Below are 15047 nucleotides of genomic sequence, written 5' to 3' on the forward strand. Positions count from 1 at the left end.
CTCTACCGTGCAATGCCCGGAATAGCATAACGATAGCCAGAAAAACGTAACCATGGGTAAATATGAATAATTTACTTGCGAGCGCTCTCTCATTTTCTGGCATCGGGCTTATGATAGGCACCAGTATTACTCAATCTTACGGAGAACGGTATGTCTGAAAAGCGTGTGGTCATGGTGGTTGATATGCAAAACGGGGTATTTGAAACCCCTCGTCATCAGCGCGAAAAGTGTGTCTCTCTGATCAACCAGCTTACGCAGGCGGCCGACACCGTCATTTTTATTCAGCATACCGAGGCCGGGGGGCTGGAAGAAGGAAGTGAAGGGTTTGCGCTGCTGCCTGAACTCCATCAACCGGCTGATGCGCTTTACGTTACCAAGACCGCCTGTGATTCTTTTTACAACACATCGCTTGAAGCGCTGTTACGTGAACACGGAATTCGTGAGTTTGTCATCTGCGGCTGCGCCACCGATTACTGCGTGGACGCGACAATTAAAAACGGCGTCAGTCGGGGCTACCACATTACCGTGGCTGAGGATGCCCATACCACCGCGAATCGCCCGGCGGCTGAAGCACAGATTCTGATTAACCACCATAATGACGTCTGGCGTAACTTCATTGCACCGATGAACCCTCCCGCGGTGAAACGCACCGAAACAATTCTCGAAAACTGGAAAGCGAACTAATAATCAACCCTCGGGTCTGACCTTTTTGCCCGAGCCGGTCTTCCGGCCCGGGCAGGGTATTCGTTTGGTCATGTGTTGAGCACAGCAACAACCATAACAACAAGAAGGAAGCATCATGTTTAAGTCTTTTTTCCCAAAGCCGGGGCCATTTTTCCTGTCGGCATTTATTTGGGCTCTGATCTCGGTCGTTTTCTGGCAGGCGGGCGGCGGTGCATGGCTGGCACGCATAGTTGGGGCGACAGGCGACGTGCCGATTAGCGCAGCGCGCTTCTGGTCACTGAGCTATCTGCTGTTTTACGCCTACTACATGCTGTGCGTAGGGCTGTTTGCGCTGTTCTGGTTTGTCTATTCTCCGCACCGCTGGCAGTACTGGTCGATTCTCGGTACCTCGCTGATCATCTTTGTGACGTGGTTCCTGGTGGAAGTGGGGGTGGCGGTAAACGCCTGGTATGCACCGTTCTACGATCTGATTCAGACCGCGCTGAGTTCGCCGCACAAGGTCACTATTAACCAGTTCTACCATGAAGTCGGCGTCTTCCTCGGTATCGCGCTTATTGCGGTGATCATTGGTGTTATGAACAATTTCTTCGTCAGCCACTATGTTTTCCGCTGGCGTACCGCGATGAACGAACATTACATGGCGCACTGGCAGCATCTGCGTCATATCGAAGGTGCCGCGCAGCGTGTGCAGGAAGACACCATGCGTTTTGCCTCCACCCTTGAAGATATGGGCGTCAGTTTCATCAACGCCATCATGACGCTGATTGCTTTCCTGCCGGTACTGGTGACGCTCTCTGCGCATGTGCCGGATCTGCCGATTGTCGGCCATCTGCCGTATGGTCTGGTGATTGCCGCGATTGTCTGGTCGCTGATGGGCACGGGCCTGCTGGCGGTGGTGGGGATCAAGCTGCCGGGTCTGGAGTTTAAAAATCAGCGCGTCGAAGCGGCGTATCGTAAAGAGCTGGTTTACGGGGAAGATGACGCCAGCCGCGCGTCGCCGCCGACCGTCCGTGAGCTGTTTGGTGCCGTGCGTCGTAACTACTTCCGCCTTTACTTCCACTATATGTATTTCAACATTGCGCGCATTTTGTATCTGCAGGTGGATAACGTTTTCGGCTTGTTCCTGCTGTTTCCGTCGATCGTTGCGGGTACGATTACGCTCGGTCTGATGACGCAGATCACCAATGTTTTCGGTCAGGTGCGCGGGTCGTTCCAGTATCTGATCAGCTCCTGGACCACGCTGGTGGAGTTGATGTCCATCTACAAACGTCTGCGCAGCTTTGAGCGTGAGCTGGACGATCGTGACCTGCAGGAAGTGACCAATACCTTTAGCTAATACAGGGAGTTGCTATGTCTTTTGCCGTACCGCGCGCGTTATCGCTGTCCTTACTGGCCGCTCTGGTGCTGGCGGGCTGTGCCGAAAAAGGGGCAGCCCCGCTCAAAAAGGGTGAAAAGCCCGTGGATGTGGCAAGCGTTGTGCGGCAAAAAATGCCCGCCAGCGTGAAGGATCGCAATGCGTGGGCAGATGCGCTGGCTAAAACCTTTGAAAGCCAGAAGATTGCCCCGACCGAGGAAAATATCTGCTCGGTGCTGGCGGTGGCGCAGCAGGAGTCCATGTACCAGTCAGACCCGGTGGTGCCGGGTCTGAATAAAATTGCCTGGAAAGAGATCGACCGCCGCGCGGAATCGATGCATATCCCGGTGTTCCTCGTGCATACCGCACTGAAAATCACCTCGCCGAACGGTAAAAGCTACAGCGACCGGCTGGACACGGTGAAAACCGAAAAACAGCTCAGCGCCATTTTTGATGATTTCATCAACATGGTGCCAATGGGGCAGAAACTGTTTGGCTCGCTCAACCCGGTTCACACCGGCGGACCAATGCAGGTGAGCATCGCGTTTGCCGAGAAGCATACCGACGGCTATCCATGGAAAATTGACGGTACGGTGCGCCAGGAGGTCTTCTCACTGCGCGGCGGACTGTGGTTCGGCACGTATCATCTGCTGAACTATCCGGCGAATTACAACGCGCCGCTGTACCGCTTCGCAGACTTTAATGCGGGCTGGTATGCCAGCCGTAACGCGGCGTTTCAAAGTGCGCTTAGCCGCGCAAGCGGCGTCAAGCTGGCGCTGGACGGCGATCTCATCGCCTACGGCAGCAGCGAGGCGGGAGGCACCGAAAGCGCGGTACGGACATTATCGACAGCGCTTGATATGAGCAACAGCGATATCCGCCGTCAGCTTGAAAAAGGCGATAGCCTGGCATTCGAGAAAACGGATCTCTACAAGAAGGTGTTTGCCCTTGCGGAGCAGAAGAGTGGGAAAACGTTACCGAGGGCTATCCTGCCGGGTATTCAGCTGGAAAGCCCGAAGATCACACGTAACCTGACCACCGCCTGGTTTGCGAAGCGCGTGGACGATCGCCGGGCTCGCTGTATGGGGCTTTAATGGCGACGACGAAAGCGCAGGACTAACGCGACAACGCCTAAAATCATACACCCCGCGAGGAAAGGAACGAGACCGAACAGCGTGCTCACGCCAAAGCCAATCTCCACTCGCGGACGCCCGTTATCCTGCACCTGCATCAGGTGTTCATAAACACCTGGCGCATGGACCAGCATATTGAGTAGCTGGGAGCCAGCCCAGAAGCAGAAAAGGACAAACAAGGCATACGCGATATTACCCGCCGTAGAGGTTTTTGGTTTGCCGCCAAAAATCGGTTTCGACAATGTAAAGTCAGCCATGTTGACCTCCCGAGGTATAACTCTGTTTTAATTCGCGTCTTACGGGGTGAGTTTGACAGGTGATTGCATTTGTCAATATCAGAATCGTGGTAATTTACGCTCAGGATTTCTCCTGGATTATTGATTTCTGCAGCGCGTCACAATTTTTAAACTTAAGTGAAATTGCGTCGCGTTTCAGAATTTCCGCATCTGCCACAGACCTCGTGCTTAAACTGTGAGAGGATGTCTTTTTTTCCTGCCGGAGTTGTTATGAAGCTCACGTCCAAACTTCGCCGTGACTGGCACTACTATGCCTTTGCTATTGGGCTGATTTTTATTCTTAACGGCGTCGTGGGGCTGTTAGGATTTGAAGCAAAAGGGTGGCAAACCTATGCCGTCGGGCTGGTGACCTGGGTGATCAGTTTCTGGCTGGCGGGGTTGATTATCCGCCGTCGCCCGGAAGAGACGACGACGGAAGAGACGGCGAAGGGTGCCGATTAACCGTTAACGGAACTTTTCAGCGCGCTGTCGGCGGCGTGACGCTCCAGCGCCAGTTCGATCAGGCGGGTGATCAGCTCAGAGTAGCCAAGCCCGCTGGCCTGCCACAGTTTTGGATACATGCTGATGTTGGTGAAACCCGGCAGCGTGTTGATCTCATTGATTACCACGTCGTTCTCCGGCGTCAGGAAGACATCCACGCGCGCCATGCCGCTGCAGCCGAGAGTCTGGTAGGCGCTGATGGCGATCGCCCGGATCTTGTCGTTGATCGCCGGATCGATATCCGCAGGGACAACGACCTGTGCGCCTTTATCATCAATGTATTTGGTGTCGTAGGAGTAGAAGTCGCTGTTTAAGACCACTTCACCGCAGGTGCTCGCCTGTGGAAAATCATTGCCCAGCACGGCGCACTCAATTTCGCGACCTTTGATCCCTTGCTCAATAACCACTTTATGGTCAAATTCAAACGCCAGACGGACGGCTTGCGTGAACTCTGCTTCGCTGGCGACTTTGCTAACGCCCACGGATGACCCCTGGTTGGCAGGCTTCACAAACAGCGGCAGCCCCAGTTGACCGCTAACCTGCGCGAAGCTGTACTTGTCTCGGTTGGCGCGGGTGAGCGTGACGAATGGCGCGATATTCAGTCCGGCATCGCGCAGCAGGCGTTTGGTGACGTCTTTGTCCATGCACGCGGCGGATCCCAGTACGTCTGATCCGACGAACGGCAGGTTGGCCATGCGCAACATCCCCTGCAGGGAACCATCTTCCCCGAGCGTGCCGTGTACGATAGGGAAGACCACGTCGATCTGAGTGAGAGCCTGCGCATTGCCGGCGTCGATGAGCTGTCCCTTCATGACGCCAGGAACGGTCGCGACGCTGATGTCCGAAGGATTGAGGGCGATGTGCGCCGGATCGTGGGCATTCAGCAAATACTGGCTGGCGTCGTTAACATGCCACTGGCCCTGTTTATCAATGCCCAGCAGGACCACGTCAAACCGGCTTTTATCGATCGCATCAACGATATTTTTGGCCGATTGCAATGACACCTCGTGTTCCGCTGATTTTCCCCCAAAGACAATACCTACGCGCTGCTTTGCCATCTCACTCTCTTCCAGTCTGACGAAAAGCCAATAACATACCACGATGCCCTGCGGGTTTCGCGGCCTTCTGCCATAATGTTTTGGGGAAGAGTGAGGGGGGAACGTGAAAGGAAAAACTCTGCTGACCGTTTTCATCCTGGGGGCAGTTGCAACGGCGGGCTATCGCTGGTTGCCGTCTTACTACAATCCATTTAAACCGCTGGCCCTGGACGATCCCCCTGGCCGTATTACCCAGTATAAACTGCGACGTTTAACCCCCGAAGCCTGCGCGAGCCTGTTAACGCAGGCCAATCAACGAAACCTTATCCGCACCCAACCGGTCGCTGACGGCGGCGGGACATGTCCGCTGCGCAACGTCGTGCGCGTGCGTGACTTCGGCCCGGTGAGTCTGAACGGCAGTTTTCTTGCCAGCTGTCCGCTGGCGCTCAGCTCTGCACTGTTTGTCAGCCAGCAGGCCCGGCCATTGACGCAGCGCTTCACGGGACATGAGCTGACGCGCATTGAGCACCTTGGCAGCTTTGCCTGTCGCAATATCTACCACCGGCCCGATGCGCGGCGCAGTGAGCATGCCACCGCAGACGCGCTGGATATCGCCGCTTTTCGGCTGGCGAACGGGGAGCGCGTCACGGTGCTGAACGGCTGGAAATCGGCAAAAACGCAGCCATGGCTGAAAGCCCTGCTGGCGGCCAGCTGCGGCTACTACGGTAACGGTTTGGGGCCGGAGTATAACGCGGCGCATGCCAACCATTTTCATCTGGGGATGCGCGGTTTCGGACTCTGTCGCTGAAGCATAATCTTCCGCCAGAAAGTGGATGATTTGTGACTTATTTCACAAATATGATGACTGGGAAGATAAAACACCAAAGTCAGCAAGGCCGCATCTCTGGTGCGACGCCGGCGTGCGTAACTTGCTAATCTGACGGCGAATTCGCCTAAAAATGAAGACTATTTCTTTATGGAATCCTGGAAAGTTAATCTCATCTCGGTCTGGTTCGGCTGCTTTTTTACCGGGCTGGCCATTAGCCAGATCCTGCCGTTCCTGCCGCTGTACGTGTCGCAGTTGGGGGTTACCTCCCACGAAGCGCTCTCCATGTGGTCCGGTCTGACGTTCAGCGTCACGTTTCTGGTCTCCGCCATTGTGTCTCCGATGTGGGGCAGCCTGGCGGATCGGAAAGGCCGTAAGCTGATGCTGCTGCGCGCCTCGCTCGGGATGGCGATTGCGATTCTGCTCCAGGCCTTCGCCACGAACGTCTGGCAGCTGTTTTTCCTGCGGGCGGTGATGGGGCTGACGTCCGGGTACATTCCGAATGCCATGGCGCTGGTGGCCTCTCAGGTGCCGCGCGAACGAAGCGGCTGGGCGCTGAGCACCCTCTCAACGGCGCAGATAAGCGGCGTCATCGGTGGCCCGCTGCTGGGCGGCTTTCTGGCAGACCACGTTGGGCTGCGCGCGGTATTTATCATCACTGCGATCCTGCTGGTGGTTAGCTTTCTGGTCACGCTCTTTCTGATCAAAGAGGGAGGGCGCCCCGTTGTCAGCAAGTCTGAACGCCTGAGCGGTAAGGCCGTCTTCGCCTCGCTGCCTTACCCAGGGTTGATGATCAGCCTGTTTGTCACCACCATGGTGATCCAGCTCTGTAACGGCTCGGTGGGGCCCATTCTGGCGCTGTTTATTAAATCAATGGAGCCAGACAGCAATAATATTGCTTTTCTCAGCGGGATGATTGCCGCCGTGCCGGGCGTTTCCGCGCTGATCTCTGCGCCACGTCTGGGGAAGCTGGGGGACAGGATCGGCACGGCGCGTATCCTGATGGCGACGCTGATTTTTGCGGTGGTGCTCTTTTTCGCGATGTCGTTTGTTACCTCTCCGCTTCAGCTGGGCGTGCTGCGATTTTTACTCGGTTTCGCCGATGGGGCTATGTTGCCTGCCGTACAGACCTTGCTGGTCAAATATTCCAGCGACCAGGTCACCGGACGTATTTTTGGTTATAACCAGTCGTTTATGTATTTAGGCAACGTTGCCGGTCCGCTTATTGGCGCATCCGTTTCTGCGATGGCAGGTTTTCGTTGGGTATTTGCTGCTACGGCAATTGTCGTTTTAATCAATATTATCCAGCTGGCGATTGCCCTGCGCCGTCGAACACGAATGGCGGAAGCGAAATCAGCGAAATAGTCCTTTCGCGGGTGTATTATATATTCTTATGGTAGCCGTATTTTTATATAACTAAATGCGGCGTTTTTATATAGAAAAACGTTTCGCTCATAAGGGTGGCACCCTAATTTGGCGGTAATGTCACTTTTACATAAGATAATACTTTTCTCCGCTTTGCATATTTCATTCCTGGTGTTAATTTCAGAGGAAACCCCATAAGGAAATAGCACGATGAAGAATCTCATTGCTGAGTTGCTGGTTAAGCTTGCACAAAAGGAAGAAGAGTCTAAAGAACTGGTTGCCCAGGTCGAAGCGCTGGAAATTGTCGTCACCGCGCTATTGCGGCAGATGGATACATCCGATCAGCAGGCGTTAATCAATAGCATCGAAGGGGCGCTGGATAAGGCGCGACCCGACACTCAGGTTCCCCCAGAGGATGCCGAATTGCTGCAGCAATACGTAAAGAAGCTGTTGAGGCATCCGCGCAGTTAAGCCGTCACGAACGGTTCTGACGTTTCACAAAATTGTCATGCAGGATGCCTGGCGCTGCTCTGTATTTATTTTTTATCTGTTTGTACCGCGAGAAAATAAAAGTGAAACAGAGCACACGTGTTATCGCGTTACTTCCCCTATCCTTTATGTCGATACCGCCAATACCGGTACGTTGGGTCTGAAATGAGAAATTCCCGGCAAAATCACCGCTGCCGGGTGGTTTTTTTCCTGTTACGAACCAGACTTACAGGGAATATTCACAAAAGGATGGTGCAATGAAAACAACATTACTGGTTACTCTGCTCTCCGGCCTGTTCCTGATCTCCTCGGCGAATGCGGAAGAGAAAACGCTAACGCCTCAGCAGCAACGGATGACGACCTGTAATCAACAGGCGACGTCCCAGAGTCTGAAAGGCGATGCCCGTAAGACCTATATGAGCGACTGCCTTAAAAACGGTGCCGCGAAGCCTGGCGAAAAAAGTCTGACGCCGCAGCAGCAAAAAATGCGCGAGTGTAATGCGAAAGCGACCGAACAGTCCCTGAAGGGAGACGATCGCAGCAAGTTCATGAGTGCCTGTCTGAAGAAACAAGTGTAGTTCTAACGGGTGAGTGGCGTCGGCTGCTCACCCGAAATTTCATACTTTCCCCGCAGTCCCCCTCTCTATAATTTGGGAAAATGTTTCAGAATATTCCCAAAAATGATGAATGATGAAACGTATTACAACAAAAAGCGCATTCGGGAGGAGTGGAGTTTAACCCTTTCTCAGGATGACCCTTACCGCGCCGGCATCCAGTTTGCCCGGCGGGTTCGGCTGGCGCGCGCTGTTGGTCTGGCAGCCATGTTTTTCCCCGTGGCGGGAATGCTGGTCATCCATTTTTTACCCGGCGGCTGGTGGTTGATCCTGGTAGGGTGGGCGTTCGTCTGGCCCCATTTTGCCTGGCAGTTATCCTGCCGCGCCGCATCACCTCACCAGCAGGAGATTTTCAACCTTAAGATGGATGCCATTATCGCCGGGCTCTGGATTGGCGTGATGGGGCTGTATGCATTACCCACGGCAGCGCTGGTAATGATGGTGGGAATGAACATGATGGGATCCGGTGGCTGCCGCCTGTTTCTTGTGGGGATAACGTTAACCCTCCTGACCGCACTGGTGACGATGCCCCTCGTCGGGAAAGTAACTGTCTTCCACCCCGATCCCGTGGAGTGGGGCTTAACGCTTCCGGTGCTCATGCTTTATCCCATGCTGTTTGCCTGGCTCAGCCACCGGACGGCCATCAGGCTTGCGGAACATAAGCGGCGGCTGGAAATGATGAGTACCCGCGACGGCATGACCGGGGTCTTTAACCGACGACACTGGGAAATGCTGCTGCGTAATGAGTTTGAGCACTGCCGCCGGAGCCACTGCAACGCCACCATTTTGCTGATTGATATCGACCACTTTAAAAACATCAATGATACCTGGGGGCATGACGTGGGCGATAAGGCGATTGTTGCTCTTACCCGTCAGCTTCAGATGTCAGTCAGGTCAGGCGATGCGATAGGCCGTTTTGGCGGAGATGAGTTTGCCGTGATTATGTCGCAGACAGCGGCTGAAAGCGCCATCGCCGTCATGTCTCGGGTACACGAGCGTCTGGAAACGTTGTCCTTACCGTGCGCACCGAAAGAGCCTCTGCGCATCAGCGTAGGTGTTGCCCCCTGGGGGCCGCAGTTTCGACATTACCGGGAATGGCTGAAGGCGGCAGATGTGGCGCTGTATAAGGCGAAAAATGCCGGGCGCGGCCGCACCGAAGTGGCCGCCTGACGCCCGGTCAGAAATCAGGATTTACTCAGCTTCTCTGATTTTTCCATGCATTTTGCCATCGCCTCGATGACAGCAGAGCGGAATCCACGTTCTTCCAGCACCCGTACCGCTTCGATGGTCGTGCCGCCAGGCGAGCAGACCATGTCCTTCAGTTCGCCCGGATGTTTACCGGTCTCCAGCACCATTTTGGCGGAACCCATCACCGCCTGCGCGGCGAATTTATACGCCTGCGCACGTGGCATGCCGCCAAGCACTGCGGCGTCAGCCATGGCTTCTAAAAACATGAACACGTATGCAGGTGCAGAGCCGCTGACGCCGACAACAGGATGGATCATGGATTCCGCAATGACTTCCGCCTCACCGAAGCAGCGGAAAATGTTCAGCACATCAGCCACCTCTTCTGAGGTCACCAGCGCGTTAGGCGTGACGGAGGTCATACCTGCATTAACCAGTGAGGGAGTATTAGGCATCGCGCGGACTATTTTACGGTCATGACCGAGCGCGCGTGCCAGTTGATCGAGCGTCACGCCCGCGGCAATCGACACGACCAGCGTCTCTTTATTCAGACTGGAGGTGATGTCGCTTAACACTTTGATCATGATGTTCGGCTTAACGGCGCCAAAGACGATATCGGCGACCTGGGCGACTTCCTGCGCGCTTTCGGCGGCGTTGATCCCGTATTGATCGCGCAATGCGGCGACGTTGTCCGGTGACGGGGTATAGACCCAAATCTGACCGGGCAGAACCTGCCCGCTGGCGATCAGGCCGCCCAGGATGGCTTTGCCCATGTTACCGCAGCCGATAAACCCGATTTTCTTATCCATCACGATTCTCCGTCATTATGCGTTGTTTTCTCTGATTGATAGCTTAACAACGAAATGCAGGCGACAATAGTCGGCAGAGACATTATGGGGAGACAATATGGCGATTTGGGTTGATGCGGACGCGTGTCCGAATGTGATTAAAGAGATTTTATTCCGCGCCGCCGAGCGCGTTCAGATGCCACTGACGCTGGTGGCGAACCAGAATATCCGCGTTCCGCCTTCGCGCTTTATCCGTTCCTTGCGCGTCCCGGCCGGGTTCGACGTGGCGGATAATGAAATTGTTCGTCTGTGCAGCCCGGAGGATCTGGTCATTACCGCTGATATTCCACTGGCGGCGGAAGTGCTGGAGAAAGGCGCAGCGGCGCTCAACCCGCGCGGTGAACGTTATTCGCCTTCTACCATCCGGGAAAAACTCACTATGCGTGATTTTATGGATACCATGCGGGCCAGCGGCGTGCAGACCGGAGGGCCGGACAGCCTGTCCCAGCGCGATCGCCAGCAGTTTGCTGCCGAACTGGATAAATGGCTGCTAGAAGTGAAGCGTCGCACAGCGTAATGATAATTATTGTCACTTTGTGGTACAGTGTGGCTTCCGCAGGGTTGTCATCCCGTACCGCTTTGCAGTAAAGTATTCTACACATCTTCTGCAATGATTTCTTTACACTCTTCAGCCATCCGGCATCAAGGGGAACACCTGGCTATGACCCAACCCATCTTTTTAGTTGGCCCCCGCGGCTGTGGGAAAACCACCGTTGGCCTGGAACTGGCACGCGCATGTCATCGTCAGTTTGTTGATACCGACCACTGGCTGCAAACCGAGGCCGGCAGAACCATCGCGGACATTGTTGAGCAAGAGGGATGGGAGAGCTTTCGCGCACGCGAAACGGCCGCGCTGAAAGCGGTCACCACGCCGTCAGCCGTGATTGCGACAGGAGGGGGGATTGTTCTCGCCGAGTGTAACCGGCATTTTATGCGTGAAAAGGGCATTGTGATCTATCTCTGCGCGCCGGTTTCGGCTCTCGTGGGGCGCCTTGAGGCCTTTCCGGAGGAGGGACAACGTCCGGCGCTGACCTCCAGACCGCTCAGCGAAGAGGTGAGCGAAGTCCTGGCCGAGCGTGATGCCCTGTACCGTGAAGCGGCTCACCACGTTGTGGATGCTTCTGCGGCACCGGAAGAGGTGGTGATTCAGATTATTACCGCCCTGCGTTTGGCTTGTGCCAGCTAACCGCCGTCTATACTGATAGCTCAGACATAAAAAAAGGATGAGCTATGCCAACCAGACCTCCCTATCCGCGCGAAGCACGTATCGTTACCGTTGAAAAAGGCACAGGCGATCAAACCGTGACCTGGTATCAGCTGCGTGCCGATCACCCCAAACCGGACTCGCTGATCAGTGAACATGAGACTGAACAGGAAGCGCTGGACGCCAAACGGCGCTACGAAGATCCCGAAAAGTCATAGATGTTTTCCTAAACGCTCCAATACCGTGCCTGAATCACACTTTTTACTCATCGCCAATGTTAAGCAGGAGTTAATATTTAGTTATTACAGGTGACTCCGTTACCCGCAGGTGATCTTTACATTTCGCGATGCAGATCACCTGCTACGCTTGGTGCTGTTTTGTTGAAAAAACGAACTGTGCAGCGTAGTGAGCCTGTACCTGTGTAATAAGATTTTGTAGTAATGGAAGGCGAAAACGATGAAGGCAACGTTGGCGATCCTCACTATTGGTGTGGTCCCTGTAAGCGAAGTGTTACCGCTTTTAACTGAGCATGTCTCTGAACAGCAGATCACGCATCTCAGCCTGCTGGGTAAGATGAGCCGGGAAGAGGTCATGGAGGACTACGCTGTTGAGGCGGGGGAGGAGCCCCTGGCGACGTTATTAAGCGACGGTAAACTGGCGCATGTTTCACGACAGAAAATTGAGCGTTCGCTGCAGTCAGTGATAGAAGTGCTCGATAATCAAGATTATGACGTTATTTTGCTGATGAGTACCGCCCCCATTAAGGGACTGGTGGCGCGCAATGCGATTTTGCTTGAGCCAATGCGCATCATTCCGCCGCTGGTGGCCTCTATTGTTGACGGGCATCAGGTGGGGGTGATTGTGCCGATGGAAGAGCTCATGAACAACCAGGAAGCAAAATGGCACGTGCTTGAAAAAACGCCTCTGTATGCCCTGGCAAATCCCTTCTGGGACAGCGAGGCCAAACTGATCGCTGCCGGGAAGGCGCTACTGGAGAAAGGGGCGGATGTGTTGATACTGGACTGCCTCGGTTTCCATCAGCATCACCGTGATTTATTGCAAAAGGCGCTGGACGTGCCGGTGCTGTTATCAAATGTTCTGATGGCGCGCCTGGCTTCCGAACTCCTGATGTAATGATTTTGCGTGACAGGCAATGAGCATGGCCCCTATAGTGAATTTTTATCTCTGAATATAAGGGCCAGTTCATGCTTCAAAGTAACGAATACTTTTCCGGTAAAGTGAAATCCATTGGTTTTACCAGCAGCAGCACGGGCCGCGCCAGTGTGGGCGTCATGGCTGAAGGGGAATACACCTTTGGCACGGCCGAAGCGGAAGAGATGACGGTAGTCAGCGGCGCGCTGAACGTCTTACTGCCGGGTGAAACGGAATGGAAAGTTTACGCTGCCGGGGAAGCCTTCAACGTTCCTGGCCACAGCGAATTTCATTTGCAGGTTGCTGAACCGACCTCTTATCTGTGCCGCTATTTGAAATAAAAAAAAGCCGGGTGACGCTAACGCTTACCCGGCCTGTGTTTTGCCTGTTATCTCTGCGCTTCGCCGCCGAGACCTTCCACCAGATTCTGAATTAACGCCGCCAGCTCACCGGTCATCAGGATAAAGTCCGCATCAAAACGCTGGGCGTAATCTTCCCGGTCAATATCTTCATTTTGATCGCGCAGCTCATCGCAGAACTTCAGACGCTTCACGGAGCCGTCATCACACATCACGAACTGAATGCGCTGCTGCCAGTCGAGCGCCAGTTTGGTAACGACTTTCCCGGCTTCGATGTGTACCGCAATTTCGTCACTCACCAGATCCTGCTTTTTGGCGCGGATCACGCCGCCATCTTCCAGCAGGGCTTTCAGCTCGGCTTCATCCAGAATCTGGAAACCTTGCGCCGCAGTACCACTGCGAACCCATTCTGTCAGGGTCAGCTCAATCGGCGTTTCCAGTGCCAGCGGAACGACCGGTAAAGAACCGATACTTTTACGCAGCAGGGCCAGGGTATCTTCTGCTTTTTTGGCGCTGGCGCAGTCGACCATGATCAGCCCGTTAACGGTATCGATCCACATCATCGTCTGGCTAAAGCGGCTAAAAGCGCGCGGCAGCAGAGAGTGCAGGACTTCATCTTTCAGCGAATCTTTTTCGGTTTTTTTCAGCTTGCGGCCCTGCTCGGCTTCCAGCTTGAAGATTTTTGCTTCAAGCGCCTGCTTCACCACCGGCGTGGGCAGAATTTTCTCTTCTTTGCGAGCGCAAACGATGATTTGTCCCGTGCTGCTGGCGTGGGTCAGGGCATCGCTTTGTGAACCCATTGGCGGAACCCAACCGGTTTTTGCCATATCCTGGCTACCGCAAGGGGAAAAGCTATAAGCGGCTAACTGTTTTTCCATCTCTTCTGCACGCAGCGAAACGTCGCGGCTGAGACGGTAAACCATCAAATTTTTGAACCACAGCATGATAATTTCCACGGCCTTGTCGTTAAATCAGCGGGCATGATAACGAATTGTCGCATCGCTTGCATTGCTAATCGGGAAGCGTGCTTCTACTCTGTTGATAATCAAAAGAATGAGGAGAGTCTTGTGCGTATTGGGATTGATTTGGGCGGCACCAAAACAGAAGTCATTGCACTGAGCGAGCAGGGGGAACAGCTGTTCCGCCACCGTCTGCCTACGCCGCGCGATGATTACCACCAGACCATCGAGACGATTGCCCGGCTGGTCGATATGGCCGAGCAGGCGACAGGGCAAAGCGGTACCGTCGGGATGGGTATCCCAGGGTCAATCTCCCCTTATACCGGCGTGGTTAAAAATGCTAACTCCACCTGGCTAAACGGTCAGCCGTTTGATAAAGATTTAAGCGCGCGTCTGAACCGGGAAGTGCGTCTGGCCAATGACGCCAACTGCCTGGCGGTCTCCGAAGCCGTTGATGGCGCCGCCGCAGGGGCGCAGACCGTTTTTGCGGTGATTATCGGGACCGGCTGCGGTGCGGGCGTGGCGTTTGGGGGGCGTTCGCACATCGGTGGCAATGGCACGGCGGGCGAGTGGGGGCACAATCCGCTGCCGTGGATGGATGAAGATGAACTCAAATACCGCGCCGACGTGCCGTGTTACTGCGGCAAGCAGGGCTGTATTGAGACGTTTATCTCCGGCACCGGTTTTGCGACCGATTACCACCGCCTGAGCGGTCGACCGCTCAAGGGTAATGAAATCATGCTTCTGGTTGAAGAACAGGATCCGGTGGCTGAACTGGCCCTGAGCCGTTACGAAATGCGTCTGGCAAAATCGCTGGCGCACGTCGTGAATATTCTCGATCCGGACGTGATTGTGCTGGGGGGCGGGATGAGCAACGTTGACCGCTTGTACGCCACGGTGCCAAATCTTGTGAAGCAGTGGGTTTTCGGCGGCGAGTGTGAAACCCCGATCCGTAAAGCTGTCCACGGCGACTCCAGCGGCGTGCGCGGCGCGGCGTGGCTGTGGCCGGAATAAAAGCAAAACAGCAACGCAAGTTGCTGTTTTTGATGTTTGTACCCTCTC

19 protein-coding genes are annotated in these 15047 nt (G+C 54.6%); 15 read left to right on the forward strand and 4 right to left on the reverse strand.

All coding sequences use genetic code 11. From position 1 onward, the window contains the following. Positions 1 to 150 precede the first annotated feature (150 nt). The 3 genes from ABFI50_RS13770 (at position 151) to ABFI50_RS13780 (ending at position 3132) form a co-directional block, all read left to right on the forward strand. Positions 151 to 684: an isochorismatase family protein gene (locus ABFI50_RS13770; RefSeq protein WP_014882722.1), complete on the forward strand. Its 534-nt coding sequence runs from the start codon at positions 151 to 153 to the stop codon at positions 682 to 684. 115 nt (positions 685 to 799) lie between these two features. After that, positions 800 to 2020 (forward strand): peptide antibiotic transporter SbmA, encoded by a 1221-nt coding sequence (sbmA, locus tag ABFI50_RS13775; RefSeq protein ID WP_248196152.1) that lies wholly within the window; start codon positions 800 to 802, stop codon positions 2018 to 2020. Between the two features lie 14 nt (positions 2021 to 2034). Continuing rightward, positions 2035 to 3132 carry a DUF1615 domain-containing protein gene (locus ABFI50_RS13780; protein ID WP_023332214.1) on the forward strand — a complete coding sequence of 366 codons (1098 nt, stop codon included), beginning with the start codon at positions 2035 to 2037 and terminating at the stop codon, positions 3130 to 3132. Here the strand turns inward: ABFI50_RS13780 and ABFI50_RS13785 are convergent. Then, positions 3129 to 3428, reverse strand: a complete 300-nt coding sequence (locus ABFI50_RS13785) for a DUF2755 family protein (RefSeq protein ID WP_014882725.1) — start codon at positions 3426 to 3428, stop codon at positions 3129 to 3131. The two genes, ABFI50_RS13780 and ABFI50_RS13785, sit on opposite strands and share 4 nt — an antisense overlap. 249 nt (positions 3429 to 3677) lie before the next feature. On the opposite strand from ABFI50_RS13785, the gene ABFI50_RS13790 reads away from it, so the two are divergent. Beyond that, the gene (locus tag ABFI50_RS13790) at positions 3678 to 3908 is read left to right on the forward strand and encodes a DUF2754 family protein (RefSeq protein WP_014882726.1); all 231 of its coding nucleotides are present in this window, start codon (positions 3678 to 3680) and stop codon (positions 3906 to 3908) included. Here the strand turns inward: ABFI50_RS13790 and ddlA are convergent. Then, a complete protein-coding gene (ddlA, locus tag ABFI50_RS13795; RefSeq protein ID WP_014882727.1) occupies positions 3905 to 5005 on the reverse strand; it encodes a D-alanine--D-alanine ligase in 1101 nt (366 codons plus the stop codon). The two genes, ABFI50_RS13790 and ddlA, sit on opposite strands and share 4 nt — an antisense overlap. 103 nt (positions 5006 to 5108) lie before the next feature. On the opposite strand from ddlA, the gene ABFI50_RS13800 reads away from it, so the two are divergent. The 5 genes from ABFI50_RS13800 to adrA all read left to right on the forward strand — a co-directional run bounded on the left by ABFI50_RS13800 (position 5109) and on the right by adrA (position 9448). Continuing rightward, on the forward strand, positions 5109 to 5792 hold the full coding sequence (locus tag ABFI50_RS13800) for an extensin family protein (RefSeq protein ID WP_014882728.1): 684 nt from the start codon (positions 5109 to 5111) through the stop codon (positions 5790 to 5792). A gap of 168 nt (positions 5793 to 5960) precedes the next feature. Then, complete coding sequence (locus ABFI50_RS13805; protein WP_023332216.1) at positions 5961 to 7175, forward strand: multidrug efflux MFS transporter; 1215 nt, start codon at positions 5961 to 5963, stop codon at positions 7173 to 7175. A 210-nt stretch (positions 7176 to 7385) separates the two neighbouring features. After that, positions 7386 to 7646: an anti-adapter protein IraP gene (gene iraP / locus ABFI50_RS13810; protein ID WP_045281697.1), complete on the forward strand. Its 261-nt coding sequence runs from the start codon at positions 7386 to 7388 to the stop codon at positions 7644 to 7646. 275 nt (positions 7647 to 7921) lie between these two features. Then, positions 7922 to 8242 (forward strand): phosphate starvation-inducible protein PsiF, encoded by a 321-nt coding sequence (psiF, locus tag ABFI50_RS13815; RefSeq protein ID WP_014882731.1) that lies wholly within the window; start codon positions 7922 to 7924, stop codon positions 8240 to 8242. Positions 8243 to 8344: 102 nt separating this feature from the next. Next, positions 8345 to 9448, forward strand: coding sequence for a diguanylate cyclase AdrA (adrA, locus tag ABFI50_RS13820; RefSeq protein ID WP_088126509.1), 1104 nt, complete (start codon positions 8345 to 8347; stop codon positions 9446 to 9448). A gap of 14 nt (positions 9449 to 9462) precedes the next feature. Here the strand turns inward: adrA and proC are convergent, their stop codons facing one another. After that, complete coding sequence (proC, locus tag ABFI50_RS13825) at positions 9463 to 10272, reverse strand: pyrroline-5-carboxylate reductase (RefSeq protein WP_014882733.1); 810 nt, start codon at positions 10270 to 10272, stop codon at positions 9463 to 9465. A gap of 97 nt (positions 10273 to 10369) precedes the next feature. On the opposite strand from proC, the gene ABFI50_RS13830 reads away from it, so the two are divergent. The 5 genes from ABFI50_RS13830 to ppnP all read left to right on the forward strand — a co-directional run bounded on the left by ABFI50_RS13830 (position 10370) and on the right by ppnP (position 13008). Continuing rightward, positions 10370 to 10828: a YaiI/YqxD family protein gene (locus ABFI50_RS13830; protein WP_014882734.1), complete on the forward strand. Its 459-nt coding sequence runs from the start codon at positions 10370 to 10372 to the stop codon at positions 10826 to 10828. Positions 10829 to 10972: 144 nt separating this feature from the next. Next, positions 10973 to 11497 (forward strand): shikimate kinase AroL, encoded by a 525-nt coding sequence (gene aroL / locus ABFI50_RS13835; RefSeq protein ID WP_014882735.1) that lies wholly within the window; start codon positions 10973 to 10975, stop codon positions 11495 to 11497. A gap of 44 nt (positions 11498 to 11541) precedes the next feature. Continuing rightward, positions 11542 to 11733 (forward strand): protein YaiA, encoded by a 192-nt coding sequence (yaiA, locus tag ABFI50_RS13840; RefSeq protein WP_014882736.1) that lies wholly within the window; start codon positions 11542 to 11544, stop codon positions 11731 to 11733. 238 nt (positions 11734 to 11971) lie between these two features. Continuing rightward, positions 11972 to 12649 (forward strand): AroM family protein, encoded by a 678-nt coding sequence (locus ABFI50_RS13845; protein WP_032637368.1) that lies wholly within the window; start codon positions 11972 to 11974, stop codon positions 12647 to 12649. A 71-nt stretch (positions 12650 to 12720) separates the two neighbouring features. Continuing rightward, the gene (gene ppnP / locus ABFI50_RS13850; protein WP_014882738.1) at positions 12721 to 13008 is read left to right on the forward strand and encodes a pyrimidine/purine nucleoside phosphorylase; all 288 of its coding nucleotides are present in this window, start codon (positions 12721 to 12723) and stop codon (positions 13006 to 13008) included. Positions 13009 to 13055: 47 nt separating this feature from the next. Here ppnP and rdgC read toward each other — a convergent pair whose 3' ends face one another. Continuing rightward, entirely contained in the window at positions 13056 to 13970 is a 915-nt protein-coding gene (rdgC, locus tag ABFI50_RS13855; protein ID WP_014882739.1) for a recombination-associated protein RdgC, read from the reverse strand. Positions 13971 to 14093: 123 nt separating this feature from the next. Here rdgC and mak point away from each other — a divergent pair, with 123 nt between their 5' ends. After that, a complete protein-coding gene (gene mak / locus ABFI50_RS13860) occupies positions 14094 to 14999 on the forward strand; it encodes a fructokinase (protein ID WP_088126510.1) in 906 nt (301 codons plus the stop codon). Positions 15000 to 15047 lie beyond the last annotated feature (48 nt).

It is taken from the genome of Enterobacter sp. HNDS-6 (assembly GCF_039850505.1).
Classification (GTDB): domain Bacteria; phylum Pseudomonadota; class Gammaproteobacteria; order Enterobacterales; family Enterobacteriaceae; genus Enterobacter; species Enterobacter kobei.

Coding starts and splice junctions, on each gene's coding strand:
- ABFI50_RS13770 (WP_014882722.1), top strand. CDS start 151: ATGTCTGAAAAGCGTGTGGTCATGGTGGTTGATATGCAAAACGGGGTA.
- sbmA (WP_248196152.1), top strand. CDS start 800: ATGTTTAAGTCTTTTTTCCCAAAGCCGGGGCCATTTTTCCTGTCGGCA.
- ABFI50_RS13780 (WP_023332214.1), top strand. CDS start 2,035: ATGTCTTTTGCCGTACCGCGCGCGTTATCGCTGTCCTTACTGGCCGCT.
- ABFI50_RS13785 (WP_014882725.1), bottom strand. CDS start 3,428: ATGGCTGACTTTACATTGTCGAAACCGATTTTTGGCGGCAAACCAAAA.
- ABFI50_RS13790 (WP_014882726.1), top strand. CDS start 3,678: ATGAAGCTCACGTCCAAACTTCGCCGTGACTGGCACTACTATGCCTTT.
- ddlA (WP_014882727.1), bottom strand. CDS start 5,005: ATGGCAAAGCAGCGCGTAGGTATTGTCTTTGGGGGAAAATCAGCGGAA.
- ABFI50_RS13805 (WP_023332216.1), top strand. CDS start 5,961: ATGGAATCCTGGAAAGTTAATCTCATCTCGGTCTGGTTCGGCTGCTTT.
- iraP (WP_045281697.1), top strand. CDS start 7,386: ATGAAGAATCTCATTGCTGAGTTGCTGGTTAAGCTTGCACAAAAGGAA.
- psiF (WP_014882731.1), top strand. CDS start 7,922: ATGAAAACAACATTACTGGTTACTCTGCTCTCCGGCCTGTTCCTGATC.
- adrA (WP_088126509.1), top strand. CDS start 8,345: ATGATGAATGATGAAACGTATTACAACAAAAAGCGCATTCGGGAGGAG.
- proC (WP_014882733.1), bottom strand. CDS start 10,272: ATGGATAAGAAAATCGGGTTTATCGGCTGCGGTAACATGGGCAAAGCC.
- ABFI50_RS13830 (WP_014882734.1), top strand. CDS start 10,370: ATGGCGATTTGGGTTGATGCGGACGCGTGTCCGAATGTGATTAAAGAG.
- aroL (WP_014882735.1), top strand. CDS start 10,973: ATGACCCAACCCATCTTTTTAGTTGGCCCCCGCGGCTGTGGGAAAACC.
- yaiA (WP_014882736.1), top strand. CDS start 11,542: ATGCCAACCAGACCTCCCTATCCGCGCGAAGCACGTATCGTTACCGTT.
- ABFI50_RS13845 (WP_032637368.1), top strand. CDS start 11,972: ATGAAGGCAACGTTGGCGATCCTCACTATTGGTGTGGTCCCTGTAAGC.
- ppnP (WP_014882738.1), top strand. CDS start 12,721: ATGCTTCAAAGTAACGAATACTTTTCCGGTAAAGTGAAATCCATTGGT.
- rdgC (WP_014882739.1), bottom strand. CDS start 13,970: ATGCTGTGGTTCAAAAATTTGATGGTTTACCGTCTCAGCCGCGACGTT.